Here is a 12,721-nt window from a genome sequence, read left to right as displayed (position 1 = left end):
TACACGAAAAGCGTTGCGGGAAGGGAGAAAGTAATGATTAAAGGAATTGGCATTGATATCATTGAATTAGAGCGGATTGAGCGCTCTTTAGAACAAAAGAAATTTTTGCCGCGAATTTTAAATGAAGACGAATTACAGGCCTGCGAGCGTTTTTCCGGTAAACGACTGGTAGAATTCACAGCAGGAAGGTTTGCTGCCAAAGAAGCGTTTGTGAAGGCAGCAGGCACTGGCATTTCTTCGGAGACGGGTTTTCACGATATTACAGTGAGCAATGGAGAGCGGGGGGAACCGCTGCTTTGCTGCACTGGCTACGAGGCCTATATTATTCATGTTTCTATCAGTCATTCGCGGGACAGCGCTGTGGCTCAGGTTATTATTGAAGAAAGGAGCGAATAGGATGCAGGTCGTAACAAGCAAAGAGATGCAGGAGCTCGATCAATACACCATCGAAACACTTGGAATGAAAGAAGAGCTGCTGATGGAAAACGCGGGAAGAGCAGCAGCAGGTGAGATTCATGATATGTATCCTGAAGCACAAACGGCTGTTATCTTTGCCGGAAAAGGAAACAATGGAGGGGACGGTTTTGTTATCGGCAGGACACTATCGTCTCTTGGATGGAATGTTTATGTGTATCTGCTGGCAGAAGAGAACGCCCTTTCCGGAGGAGCGCTGTACCATAAAGACCTGTACCGTGCGTGCGGGCTTCCGCTGGCAGCAGGTAACGGTTTCCCTGAACCGGATTTGCCGGGGGAGGGGGTCATTTATATTGATGCGATGCTCGGTACCGGGATTCACGGAGAACTGAAGGAGCCTTTTTATTCTGCCGCAAAGTGGCTGAACAGCACAACGGCACCGGTGGTAGCTGTGGACATCCCTACTGGAGTACCGGCGAACGAGGAAGAACTGCCTAATATGGCCGTGAATGCAGACGCTACGGTAATTCTTGAAGCTCCTACATTGAGCACGTATCTGTATCCGGCGAGGCACTATTACGGAGAGCTTCGAGTTGTACCGATCGGCGTACCGGAAGCTTCGTGGAAAGCATTGGATCAGAAAAGACAGACATGGGATTTAACCAATGCAGCCAAAAGTCTGCCGGAGCGGACACAGGAGTCTCACAAGGGCGATAATGGCAAAGGGCTGCTGATAGCAGGAGCCTATAATATGCCCGGGGCCCCGGCCATCGCATCGAACGCCTGCCTTCATGCCGGCATTGGTCTTCTGACTACGAGCGTTCCGGCGTCTGCATTGAGTGCCGTTGCTTCTCATGTGCTTGAAGCAACCTACTTCCCGCTGCCTGAAACAGAAGACGGCCAGGTCGCCGATTTACAGAAAACGCCGTTTCCCTGGGACGGGATGGACGGTGTTGCAGCCGGCTCCGGGCTTGGTCGTACAGAAAGCACGAGAGTATTAACGAAGCGTCTGCTGACAGAAACACAAACGCCACTCGTGCTGGATGCCGACGGACTTTATTTTCTACCGGAGCTGGAGACGGAAATGATCAACAGAGAACACCCGCTGATTCTGACTCCGCATCCTGGTGAAATGGGCCGTCTGACAGGCCTTTCTCCAAAGCAAATCAATGCAGAACGGTTTACGGTCTCACGCGAATACGCTCGTAAATTCGGCTGCTACCTTGTGCTGAAGGGGCCAAATACGATTATTACTACCCCTGAAGGCAGACAGTATGTGAATACTAGTGGCAGCAGTGCCCTTGCTAAAGGAGGGTCAGGGGATGCGCTGACCGGCATTGTGCTTGCCATGATGCTTCAGGGCCCAACGGTGGAAGAAGGAGTTTGTAATGCTGTTTACACCCACGGTCTGGCTGCAGAAATTGCGATAAAAGCAGGAATATCGGATTATTCGTTTACTGCATCCAATTTAATCGATTATCTGCCAAAAGCCCTGACTTTCATTCAGGCACAAAAGAAACGATAGAAAAGAGGAGTCATCATGGCGTTTTCCAGCGAATCCTACCGGAATACGTGGGTGGAGATCAACACAGAAAATATTAAATACAACATCCGTGAAGTACGGAAGCTTCATGCTGAGAACGTGGCTGTAATGGCTGTGGTTAAAGCGGACGGCTACGGGCACGGGGCGGCAGAAACTGCTTTGGCAGCAGCGGAGGCGGGAGCGTCCTATTTTGGGGTGGCGCTGCTTGAAGAAGCGCTCGAGCTGCGGAATGCCGGCATAAAACTGCCTATCCTTGTGCTTGGCAGAACACGGCCGCAGGACGCCGCGGTGGCTGCCCGCCACGATATCCGGCTCACGGTCTTTCAGGAAGAATGGTTAAAAGAGGCTTCCCGGTATACAGTCGGGGAATCGCTTTTAATTCATATGAAAGTAGACACTGGAATGGGGCGGCTGGGATTGATAAATGACGAAGATATCACTTCTTTTCTGGCTGCCGTAACCAGCACTCCCTCTATAGAAATGGAAGGAATGTATACGCATTTCGCTACTGCTGATGAACTGGAGACTACTTATTTTGAACAGCAGTATGCCCGTTTTTCCCAGGTCGTTGCCCTGGTACAGCAGATGGGGAACGCCCCCCGGCTGATTCACTGTGGTAACAGTGCAGCAGCTATGCGTTTTCCGGAGCGCTGCTTTAATATGGTCCGGTTCGGTATTTCGATGTATGGATTGACTCCTGCAGCAGATATTACCGGGCATCTTCCATTTACACTGAAGGAGGCATTCACGCTTCACAGCCGTCTGACGCAGGTGAAGGAAGTACCGCCGGGCACGAGCATCAGCTACGGAGCAACGTACACCTCCACGGAAAATGAATGGATCGGTACTGTGCCTATTGGCTATGCAGACGGATGGCTGAGAGCGCATGCTGAAAATCAGGGGGAGGTATTGGCAGGAGGAATCCGCGTCCCTATTGTAGGACGGATCTGTATGGACCAGATGATGGTGCGGCTGCCGCATGAGTTCCCAGTGGATACGGTAGTGACATTGATTGGCAGCCAGAAAGAGGAAACGATCAGCGTCACGGAAGTAGCCAGCCGCCTTGGAACGATTACATACGAAGTTCCCTGCATTATCAGTAAACGCGTACCCCGGGTATATACTCCCGAAAACAGGTTTGAACCCTGAATTTATGAAAAACGCGCTTTGCAAACAGCATATAGAAATGCTATGATGAATTAAGTAATTATTAAGGGATGGGAATCTAAAAGGGTCAACCTGGAGGTGTGTGGAGTGCATCAGAAAAGCACTAAGCAGATTAAGGTCAGCCTGCCTGACTATCTTCTTGACGAACTTGATGGAATGATTGAAGAGGGGCAGCAGAGCGCAAACCGCAATGAATTTATTCATCAAGCCACGGAGATGTATTTAAAAGAACGCCAACGTCTGGAGTTTCAAGAAGCGATGAAGCAAGGGTATGAAGAAATGAGCAGTATCAATTTGAATATTGCTGCTGAGTCATTTCAGGCAGAAACAGAAGTGGATCACTCTTTGAATCGCCGATTGCTTAGCGGAATCTGAAACACTCGAAATTATATTTCTTCTTTTAAAGAAACAGAAATGAATATAAAAGCTGTTTGCCTGTCTGTGATAGGCAGGCAGCTTTTTTATTGTAATAAATTTTATTCAGGAATATATATGATTGCAGCCATAATTGTTTGCGCTAAAGTATTATACATGGAATAATACTAAATAGAGTATGATAGTGCACAGGTGTGCCGTTAACAAATAATATAACAATACAAAGTGTGCACCAGTCCGGGCATTAATACATGAAATTTATTCCAGCCCGTAAATGGAAATGGACAGACTAGATGGAGGAATTCACGATGCATTCATCTGTAGTGCAGGCTATCAATGACCATCAGGAACAGTTGGTTTCCAAATGGAAAGAAGAGATGGCCCGGGTTCAGGAAGAATATTTTAAAAACTCCCTTCCTGATGATTTGGTATTCACAAACAACGAAGAATTTATTGATGTGCTGTACAGCTCAGTCCGTTTAGAGCGGTCGGAAGCCGAGGGTAAAATTAAGCATTTTGCGGAGCGGCTTATTCAGACCGACTGGCCACTGAGCTATTTTACGCAGGGGATGCAGGTGTTCCGGCGCATCGTTACTGCCTATATTGTTCCATATATTAATAATGCAGAAAAAGACAGCGTGCGCTTGATTGTAGAAGTGGAAGAATGGGTGGATGCGATTGTGAACCAGCTGGTTGATGATTATTCCGATTCTTGGATAAAGACGCTCGAGCTTCAGCAGATGGCTCTGAATGAACTTTCTGCTCCGCTTATTCCTGTCTTTGAAAAGGTTAGTGTCATGCCATTAATTGGAGCGATTGACACCGAGCGGGCAAAGCTTATTATGGAGAATTTGCTCGACGGTATTATTCAGCATCGTTCCCAGGTGGTTTTGATTGATATAACCGGCGTGCCGGTAGTGGATACTATGGTGGCAAACCATATTATTCAGGCCTCTAAAGCGGTGAGGCTGGTAGGGGCGGAATGCATTCTGGTCGGTATCCGCCCGGAAATTGCCCAGACAATTGTGAATCTGGGTATTGATCTGAGTACCTTCCCGACGAAGAGCAGCCTGCGCAAGGGTATTGAATCAGCGCTTGAGCTGACGCAGCGCAAAATGGTTCAGATAGAGAATGGAGCAGAATGGAGGGCATAAATCGATGCGGATTCCAATCTTAAAACTAAGTCATTATTTATTAATTTCAGTGCAAGTAGATCTAGATGATCAAACAGCTCTTCAGTTTCAGGAAGATCTGCTTAGCAAAATTCACGAAGAGGGATCTACAGGCGTAGTAATTGATTTAACCTCAGTGGATATGATTGATTCATTTATCGCTAAAGTGCTGGGCGACGTCGTGGAAATGTCCAATTTAATGGGAGCAAAAGTTGTTCTGACGGGGATTCAGCCGGCAGTGGCGATAACCCTGATAGATATGGGCATTATGCTTGAAGAAGTACCAACAGCGCTAGATCTTGAGCAGGGACTTGAGAAACTTCAACAGGAATTGGAGGGGTAAGCATGAGTATCCAATCCAGCGTTGAAGTGCAGACCGAATGGGGAATCGTATCAGCCAGGCAGGCTGGACGGAATTTAGCTAAGGAAATAGGATTTGGCGGTGTGGATCAGGCTCGGATAACGACAGCTATTTCAGAGCTGGCAAGAAACATTTACCTGTACGCTGAAAAAGGGGAAATCGTTATCGAAGCGGTGGAAGAAACCCGCGGGACCCAGAAAAAGAAGGGTATAAAGATTACGGCGAAGGACCGCGGCCCCGGCATTAAGAACATAAGAGAAGTAATGGAAGACGGATATACTACTTCGGGTGGTTTAGGAGCCGGACTTCCAGGAGTGAGAAGACTAATGGATGATTTTGACGTTGACTCCGTGATGGAAGAGGGGACAACGATAACGGCAATCAAATGGCTCCGTTAAGGAGGAAAAACGTTGGCTGAGTCGAAAGAATTGTTACATGATCAATACGCGAATATTTTACGGGCGTATTTAGAAGAACATAGCGAACAGGGGCTTTATTACGCCCAGCAGTTCAGCAAGAGAGTGCTTGAGGAACAGATTTCTCCGGAAGAAGTGGTCAGCCTTCATCTGGAGGTGCTGGAGGAATTCTTTCCGGATCTTCCTAAAGGAGCTCACGAATCATTTGAGCTTCTTCTCGAAGTAATGATGGGCTACGGCCTGGCCTACCGGGAACACCAGAGCCTTCGTGACAAAACAAAGGAGCTCGAAGCAGAAATTAACGTGGCTGCGAATATGCAGCAGACGTTTCTCCCGGATGAAATCCCACACGTAAACGGTTTGGATGTAGGGGTTCTAAGTGTTCCGGCTTCGAAAATGAGCGGTGATTATTATCATTTTGTTAAAGACGACCACGACTGTGTCGGGCTTGCGATCGCTGATATTATCGGTAAAGGGATACCGGCTGCTTTATGTATGTCGATGATCAAGTACACGATGGACAGTTACCCGGAGCAGCGTCTGCAGCCCGGGGCTTTACTTGAAAACGTAAACCGGGTGGTGGAGCAGAACATTGCTTCGAACATGTTCATTACGATGATGTACGGATCATATGATTCGCGTTCCCACCAGTTTAATTATGCTGGGGCTGGGCATGAACCCGGCTTCTACTATAAGGCAGCTGAAGATACGTTTGAAGAGCTTCATGCCAAAGGAATCGTTCTTGGAATTAAACGCAACACCAACTATAAGGAATATCAACTCACGGTGGATCCGGGAGATTTTGTTGTGCTCTTATCAGACGGCGTCACCGAATGTCGGACCGATGACGGCTTTATTGAGCGTGAAGCCATCACGCGGCTCATTCGCACGTATCAGCACCTGCCTGCCCAGGAGATTGTAAATCACGTATTTTATGAGCTGGAAAGAGCCCAGGGCTTTCAGCTTCGTGACGATTTTACATTAATTATACTGCGCAGAAATGTTTAACCAGATTGTGATTTGGGAAAAATGAAAAGGATGCACATTTAAAAATCGTGATTTATATATAGCAGCATGGTTATGAGGAGGTTTACTAAATGAATTTATCGACAGAAGTGATAGAGAAATCGGATAAAAAGAAAATTTTGAAAGTAGCCGGAGAAGTCGATGCTTATACGGCCCCGGAACTGAAAGCAAATCTGAACCCGCTGACAGAAGAAGAAGGCGCAGAAGTGGTAGTGGATCTGACAGAGGTAAGCTACATCGACAGCACCGGCCTCGGAATATTTATCGGAGCCCTGAAGTCAGCTGAAAATCATGACGCGACGCTGCGTCTGACAGGACTGAATGAACGTGTGAAGCGCTTGTTTACCATTACCGGACTTGATGAAGTAATCACTATTGATGATGAAAATACAGAGGAGGCCAAATAATGGAACGCCAGTCAGATTATTTGGAAATGACCCTTCCGGCCAAGCCTCAATATGTTGGGATCGCCCGGCTGACAGTTTCAGGGCTCGCAAACCGCCTCGGTTTTTCTTACGATGACATTGAGGACATTAAAATTGCGATAGCGGAAGCATGCACAAATGTTGTCAACCACGCGTACGAAGAAACCGGGAATATGCACCTGTCCTGTAATGTGTTTGAAGACCGGGTGGAAATGGTCGTGGCAGACACAGGCCAAAGCTTTGTTCTTGAAGAACTGGATCAAAACCTCGGCCCCGTGGACAGCAGGAAACCGATCGATGAACTGAAAGAGGGGGGACTTGGACTGTTCCTCATAGACACATTGATGGATAAAGTAGAAATCAGCGGCGAAAATGGAGTGGCTATTTCTATGACAAAGTTTCTGCAAAGAGACGAGGTGGAAAATAATGTCGACGGAGTCTCAACCGAAACAAACGCGCAAGAACAAAAATAACGGTACGAGTGAAGAAGTTTATGAATGGATCCGCCAGTTTCAGGAAGACCCGACGGAAGAAATTCAAACGAAGCTGGTACAGCATTATGAACCGCTTGTACAGTCTTTATCGAGAAAGTTTTCCCGGGGACAGGATCACGATGACGACCTTTATCAGGTGGGTATGATCGGTCTTCTGGCAGCACTGCGCCGTTTTGACGACTCTTTTAACAGGAGTTTTGAATCGTTTGCGGTCCCAACAATTGTAGGGGAAATCAAACGGTTCATCCGTGATAAAACATGGAGTGTGCACGTGCCGCGCCGTATTAAGGAACTGGGACCGAGAATCAAAAAAGCCGTGGAAGAGCTGACAACCCGTCTGCAGCGTTCTCCGTATGTAGACGAAATTGCCGAGTACCTCGAAGTAAGTGAAGAAGAAGTGCTCGAAACCATGGAAATGGGCAAAAGCTATCAGGCTTTATCTGTGGACCGTTCCATAGAAGCAGATCAGGAAGGCAGTGCTGTCACGCTGCTGGACCTTGTCGGCGCCAATGAAGAAGGATATGAAAAAACAGATCAGCAGCTTCTGCTTCAAAAAGCTTTTGCGGTTTTAACAGACAGAGAAAAAGAGATACTGCGGTGCACGTATTTTGAAAACTTGAGCCAAAAAGAAACGGGAGAACAGCTGGGTATTTCTCAGATGCACGTTTCAAGGCTGCAGCGAAGGGCTCTGCAGAAGCTTCGTGAATCCATAAGAGTGGAGCCTTCGGAGTGCCTGTAATGACGGACTCCACCTCGAATACACAAGTAAATACCGCGGTCTTTCAAAAGACGAAGCCGGGCAACCGAGTGTGTGGGGACAGCTACCTCGTAGTCGAAACAGAGGACTTTTTTCTCTGCTCTGTGACGGATGGCCTGGGCAGCGGTGAAGGTGCCAGACAGTCCGCAGAGATAGCCATGAATATTATCCGGGCTCATAAACAAGAGTCTATTCCTATGCTGTTGGAGCGCTGTAACCGGGCCCTTGTTTCGGAACGGGGAGTGGTTCTTGCGATCATTAAAGTCTGCTATCAGGAGCAGGAGTTGACTTATGGAAGCATCGGTAATATTACCTGCTATATCAGTGCTGATAATGAAGAGATTTTTCGGCCGATCCCAACCAAGGGTTATCTTTCGGGCAGGAAGTTTCAATATCGGCTTGAGTACGTTCCTTTCGATAAGGGGATCTCTTTTGTTCTTCACTCGGACGGCATGACTGTGACTCCTGAAGACCAACGCGCTTTGCCTTATATGCGTTCGGTAGAGGAATACAAAAACAGGCTTGCCGAAAAAGCTGAAAATGAAAACGACGATGTCACTTTAATGGTTGGCGCGTTAGGTTAAAGCTCTTTCATCACTGCTGGTGGTGGAAGGGTTTTTTGTGTATAACGAGCGAAAGCAGATCAGGCGTTTTGATGTTATGATGAACTTGCCCCTTACATAAGAAGGCGTGCGGTATAGTATAATAAGTGTAGATTTCAATGGATTGTACGCTGGACAGGAGGAAATATAAATGGAAAAAGAGATGAGCGGTGTCACGTCCCAAATAGCTTCCAATCTTCAGATAAGGGAAAAGCATGTCACAAACATTATACATATGATTGAAGAGGGCAATACGGTTCCTTTCATTGCCCGCTACCGTAAAGAGCAGACCGGTGCCTCGGACGAAATGGTGATCCGGGATGTTCAGCAGGCCTGGAATTATGCGAATCAATTGGCCGAGCGTAAGGAGGAAGTACTGCGGCTGATTGATAAGCAGGAAAAATTAACGCCGGAGTTAAGACAATCCATCAATGAAGCTGTACAGCTTCAGGAAGTGGAAGACCTGTACCGTCCTTATAAACAGAAAAGAAGAACGAAGGCGACGGCAGCGAAAGAAAAAGGGCTTGAGCCGTTAGCGGAATGGCTCATGTCACAGCCAAAAGAAGGTATACCGGAGGAACAGGCGCAAGCGTTTGTAAACGAAGAATCCGGAGTGGCAGACGCCACAGCAGCACTTGAAGGTGCCAGGCATATTATCTCTGAACAAATTGCCGATGATGCCGGCATCCGCCACAGTGTTCGCGAGATCAGCTACAAGCAGGGGAGGCTTCAGTCCGCGGCTAAAGATGAAACCAAGGATGAACGCGGTATTTACAGCATGTACTACGATCATGAAGAAGCACTGGCGAAGGCCCCGTCGCACCGTGTGTTAGCCATGAACCGCGGAGAAAGTGAAGGAGTACTGAAAATTTCCCTCCAGGCACCAGAGGACAGGATACTTTCGTCTATAGAAAAAAAAGTGGTAAAGCGTTTTGGTTCGCCCGCTGTTCCGCAGCTGAACGAAGCGATCGAAGACAGCTACAAACGCTTGATCGGGCCGGCAGTCGAGCGGGAGCTTCGGAAGGTCAAAACAGAAGAAGCGGAAACGCAGGCGATTTCTGTCTTCTCCGAAAATCTTCGAAATCTCCTGCTGCAGCCGCCAATGAAGGGGAAAACAGTACTTGGCGTCGACCCGGCATACCGTACCGGCTGTAAATTGTCAGTCGTAGATGGCAACGGAAGATTGCTTGAGGTGGGGGTGATCTATCCGGTTCCGCCGAGAAATAAAGTAGCCGAAGCGAAGAAAGAGGTATTTGGCTTAATTGAAAAATACGGCATACAGGTTATAGCTATCGGCAACGGTACGGCTTCAAGGGAAACAGAAGAATTTATCGCGGGAGTCGTGGAGGAAGCGGGCGAAGACGTCTCGTATATTATTGTGAACGAAGCCGGTGCGAGCGTGTATTCTGCTTCGGAGGTTGCCCGGGAAGAATTTCCGGATCTTCAGGTTGAGGAACGAAGTGCAGCTTCCATTGCAAGAAGGCTCCAGGATCCGTTGGCGGAGCTTGTGAAAATAGACCCTAAATCCATTGGGGTAGGGCAGTACCAGCATGACGTTTCGCAGGCAAAGCTGAATGAGTCATTGACGTTTGTCGTAGAGACAGCAGTAAACCAGGTGGGCGTGGACGTGAACAGTGCCTCGGGCAGTCTGCTTCAATACGTGGCTGGCCTTTCTAAAGCGGTGGCAAACAATGTGATAAAGCAAAGAGAAGCGCTTGAAGGCTTTACAAGCCGTAAAGAGCTGCAGAAGGTCCCGAGACTTGGAGCAAAAACATACGAGCAGGCAGCAGGCTTTTTACGTGTGCCGGAGTCTTCGAACCCATTCGACCGTACGGCTATTCACCCGGAAAGCTATCAGACGGCAGAACGTCTGCTTAGTCATCTGGAACTTGAAGCAGCGCAGGCCGGCACAGAAGAAATGAAGGCAGTCCTGGAAAATCAGGAGGTGCACCAGCTGGCTGCAGCCCTCGACGTAGGCGTTCCTACACTTCAGGACATTATAGAGGATTTAAAAAGGCCCAACCGCGACCCTCGTGATACATTTTCGAAGCCTCTCCTGAAAAAAGGCATCATGACTCTTGATGACCTTGAAAAAGGTATGGAGCTCCAGGGCACAGTTCGAAATGTAGTGGATTTTGGGGCTTTCATTGATATAGGCGTCAAAGAGGATGGTCTCGTGCACATATCAAAGCTTGCGAACCGTTTTATCAAGCATCCGATGGAGGTAGTATCGGTAGGGGAAATAGTTACGGTATGGGTGGAAGATATTGATCAAAAACGGGGACGTGTAGCACTGACGATGGTAAACTAAATAGGAAATAAAAACAGAGGGCGCCCATACCTTCTGTTTTTTTAAGGAGGAAAAAATGACTGACGAAGAATTAACCGCGTTGACGCAGGAGATATCGGCAGAAAAATTTCAAAAGCTGTTTAAACACCGTGCCTCGTTTAACCAAAGGCTGCGTACCACTGGAGGAAGATATATGCTTTCTACAGGAAATATCGAAGTGAATCCCAGGTCGATGAACGATTATGGGCGTCAGGAAGTCATTGATATTGTAAAACATGAGTTGTGCCATTATCATTTACACTTGGAAGGGAAAGGGTACAAACATCAAGACGGTGAATTTCAGGAGCTGCTGAAGCGGGTGAAAGGCACCATGCACTGCCGTTCTTTGGAACAATACCGGTTAAAACAGAAAAAACGTTATCAGTATGCCTGTAAAAGCTGTCAAATTTCTTTTAAAAGAACGAGGCAGCTGGACACACGAAAATATGTCTGTGCAGCCTGCAAAGGAACATTGAAAAAAATATAGAAAAACCTTGACCAGTGTTTTTTCTATGTGATACATTATAAAAGTCGCTTGAGAGAGGGCGCTTCAAAAACCGGCAAAAAAAGCTGTAAATTCCCTTTTAAAAGCGTATTGACATTACATAATAGATCTTGTAGAATTTTCTTTGTCTCAAAAAAGAAATATTCACATTCCGCAGTAGCTCAGTGGTAGAGCAATCGGCTGTTAACCGATTGGTCGCAGGTTCGAATCCTGCCTGCGGAGCCATTGGAGAAGTACCCAAGTGGCTGAAGGGACTCCCCTGCTAAGGGAGTAGGTCGTGTAAACGGCGCGAGGGTTCAAATCCCTCCTTCTCCGCCATTTACTATGGCCCGTTGGTCAAGTGGTTAAGACACCGCCCTTTCACGGCGGTAACACGGGTTCGAATCCCGTACGGGTCACCAACATGGAGGATTAGCTCAGCTGGGAGAGCACCTGCCTTACAAGCAGGGGGTCGGCAGTTCGATCCTGTCATCCTCCACCATTTTCTTTATACAATTGAGGGCCTGTGGTGTAGCGGTTAACATGCCTGCCTGTCACGCAGGAGATCGCGGGTTCAAATCCCGTCAGGCCCGCCATTTTTACCCAATATATTGGGCCATAGCCAAGCGGTAAGGCATCGGGTTTTGGTCCCGTGATGCGCTGGTTCGAATCCAGCTGGCCCAGCCAACAACATGCGGGTGTGGCGGAATCGGCAGACGCGCTAGATTTAGGATCTAGTGTCCTTGTGACGTGGGGGTTCAAGTCCCTTCACCCGCACCATTATATATTTATCGGTACGCGGTCGTGGCGGAATCGGCAGACGCGCTAGGTTGAGGGCCTAGTGGGAGTTTATCCCGTGGAGGTTCAAGTCCTCTCGACCGCACCATAATATGCGCCTGTAGCTCAGTTGGATAGAGCGTCTGACTACGGATCAGAAGGCCAGGGGTTCAAGTCCTCTCAGGCGCACCATTTACTTATGTTTTTCGGCAGCAACTGCGGGAAGTAGCTCAGCTTGGTAGAGCACTTGGTTTGGGACCAAGGGGTCGCAGGTTCGAATCCTGTCTTCCCGACCATTTATTTGCGGGTGTAGTTTAGTGGTAAAACCTCAGCCTTCCAAGCTGATGTCGTGGGTTCGATTCCCATCACCCGCTCCATT

Annotated in this window: 14 protein-coding genes and 11 tRNA genes; all 25 read left to right on the top strand. The window is 48.0% G+C overall.

Features of this window, described 5'->3' with window-relative positions; translation table 11 throughout:
- The first annotated feature begins 33 nt into the window (after positions 1 to 33).
- Positions 34 to 396 (top strand): holo-ACP synthase, encoded by a 363-nt coding sequence (gene acpS / locus Q0757_RS10550; protein WP_298787065.1) that lies wholly within the window; start codon positions 34 to 36, stop codon positions 394 to 396.
- Position 397: 1 nt separating this feature from the next.
- A complete protein-coding gene (locus Q0757_RS10545; RefSeq protein ID WP_298787063.1) occupies positions 398 to 1,939 on the top strand; it encodes an NAD(P)H-hydrate dehydratase in 1,542 nt (513 codons plus the stop codon).
- Between the two features lie 15 nt (positions 1,940 to 1,954).
- Positions 1,955 to 3,106 carry an alanine racemase gene (gene alr / locus Q0757_RS10540; RefSeq protein ID WP_298787061.1) on the top strand — a complete coding sequence of 384 codons (1,152 nt, stop codon included), beginning with the start codon at positions 1,955 to 1,957 and terminating at the stop codon, positions 3,104 to 3,106.
- 105 nt (positions 3,107 to 3,211) lie between these two features.
- On the top strand, positions 3,212 to 3,499 hold the full coding sequence (locus Q0757_RS10535; protein WP_022792602.1) for a CopG family ribbon-helix-helix protein: 288 nt from the start codon (positions 3,212 to 3,214) through the stop codon (positions 3,497 to 3,499).
- A gap of 308 nt (positions 3,500 to 3,807) precedes the next feature.
- Positions 3,808 to 4,653 (top strand): STAS domain-containing protein, encoded by an 846-nt coding sequence (locus tag Q0757_RS10530; protein ID WP_298787058.1) that lies wholly within the window; start codon positions 3,808 to 3,810, stop codon positions 4,651 to 4,653.
- Between the two features lie 4 nt (positions 4,654 to 4,657).
- On the top strand, positions 4,658 to 5,014 hold the full coding sequence (locus tag Q0757_RS10525) for an STAS domain-containing protein (protein WP_022792604.1): 357 nt from the start codon (positions 4,658 to 4,660) through the stop codon (positions 5,012 to 5,014).
- 2 nt (positions 5,015 to 5,016) lie between these two features.
- The gene (locus Q0757_RS10520) at positions 5,017 to 5,430 is read left to right on the top strand and encodes an anti-sigma regulatory factor (protein ID WP_022792605.1); all 414 of its coding nucleotides are present in this window, start codon (positions 5,017 to 5,019) and stop codon (positions 5,428 to 5,430) included.
- A gap of 12 nt (positions 5,431 to 5,442) precedes the next feature.
- The gene (locus tag Q0757_RS10515; RefSeq protein WP_298787049.1) at positions 5,443 to 6,456 is read left to right on the top strand and encodes a PP2C family protein-serine/threonine phosphatase; all 1,014 of its coding nucleotides are present in this window, start codon (positions 5,443 to 5,445) and stop codon (positions 6,454 to 6,456) included.
- Positions 6,457 to 6,545: 89 nt separating this feature from the next.
- Complete coding sequence (locus tag Q0757_RS10510; RefSeq protein ID WP_091612336.1) at positions 6,546 to 6,881, top strand: STAS domain-containing protein; 336 nt, start codon at positions 6,546 to 6,548, stop codon at positions 6,879 to 6,881.
- The gene (gene rsbW / locus Q0757_RS10505) at positions 6,881 to 7,372 is read left to right on the top strand and encodes an anti-sigma B factor RsbW (protein ID WP_022792608.1); all 492 of its coding nucleotides are present in this window, start codon (positions 6,881 to 6,883) and stop codon (positions 7,370 to 7,372) included. The genes Q0757_RS10510 and rsbW overlap by 1 nt, the downstream gene beginning before the upstream one ends.
- Entirely contained in the window at positions 7,326 to 8,132 is an 807-nt protein-coding gene (gene sigB, locus Q0757_RS10500; protein WP_022792609.1) for an RNA polymerase sigma factor SigB, read from the top strand. Before rsbW ends, sigB begins: the two co-directional genes overlap by 47 nt.
- Positions 8,132 to 8,734, top strand: coding sequence for a PP2C family serine/threonine-protein phosphatase (locus Q0757_RS10495; RefSeq protein ID WP_298787584.1), 603 nt, complete (start codon positions 8,132 to 8,134; stop codon positions 8,732 to 8,734). Before sigB ends, Q0757_RS10495 begins: the two co-directional genes overlap by 1 nt.
- 169 nt (positions 8,735 to 8,903) lie before the next feature.
- Complete coding sequence (locus tag Q0757_RS10490) at positions 8,904 to 11,063, top strand: Tex family protein (RefSeq protein ID WP_298787041.1); 2,160 nt, start codon at positions 8,904 to 8,906, stop codon at positions 11,061 to 11,063.
- A 55-nt stretch (positions 11,064 to 11,118) separates the two neighbouring features.
- Positions 11,119 to 11,568 carry a SprT family protein gene (locus Q0757_RS10485; RefSeq protein ID WP_298787039.1) on the top strand — a complete coding sequence of 150 codons (450 nt, stop codon included), beginning with the start codon at positions 11,119 to 11,121 and terminating at the stop codon, positions 11,566 to 11,568.
- A gap of 168 nt (positions 11,569 to 11,736) precedes the next feature.
- Positions 11,737 to 11,811, top strand: a tRNA-Asn gene (locus Q0757_RS10480).
- A 2-nt stretch (positions 11,812 to 11,813) separates the two neighbouring features.
- A tRNA-Ser gene (locus tag Q0757_RS10475) sits at positions 11,814 to 11,904 on the top strand.
- A gap of 8 nt (positions 11,905 to 11,912) precedes the next feature.
- A tRNA-Glu gene (locus Q0757_RS10470) sits at positions 11,913 to 11,987 on the top strand.
- A 4-nt stretch (positions 11,988 to 11,991) separates the two neighbouring features.
- Positions 11,992 to 12,067 (top strand) — tRNA-Val (locus tag Q0757_RS10465).
- Between the two features lie 18 nt (positions 12,068 to 12,085).
- Positions 12,086 to 12,161, top strand: a tRNA-Asp gene (locus Q0757_RS10460).
- 16 nt (positions 12,162 to 12,177) lie between these two features.
- Positions 12,178 to 12,252: transfer RNA gene (locus tag Q0757_RS10455), tRNA-Gln, on the top strand.
- A gap of 7 nt (positions 12,253 to 12,259) precedes the next feature.
- Positions 12,260 to 12,345: transfer RNA gene (locus Q0757_RS10450), tRNA-Leu, on the top strand.
- A gap of 18 nt (positions 12,346 to 12,363) precedes the next feature.
- A tRNA-Leu gene (locus Q0757_RS10445) sits at positions 12,364 to 12,451 on the top strand.
- Positions 12,452 to 12,457: 6 nt separating this feature from the next.
- Positions 12,458 to 12,534, top strand: a tRNA-Arg gene (locus Q0757_RS10440).
- A 27-nt stretch (positions 12,535 to 12,561) separates the two neighbouring features.
- Positions 12,562 to 12,638, top strand: a tRNA-Pro gene (locus Q0757_RS10435).
- A 7-nt stretch (positions 12,639 to 12,645) separates the two neighbouring features.
- A tRNA-Gly gene (locus Q0757_RS10430) sits at positions 12,646 to 12,719 on the top strand.
- Positions 12,720 to 12,721: the final 2 nt, after the last annotated feature.

Source organism: uncultured Marinococcus sp., assembly GCF_947493875.1.
Taxonomy (GTDB): domain Bacteria; phylum Bacillota; class Bacilli; order Bacillales; family Marinococcaceae; genus Marinococcus.
Note: the sequence above shows the minus strand (reverse complement) of the source record. Positions and strands in the feature narration are given on the sequence as shown.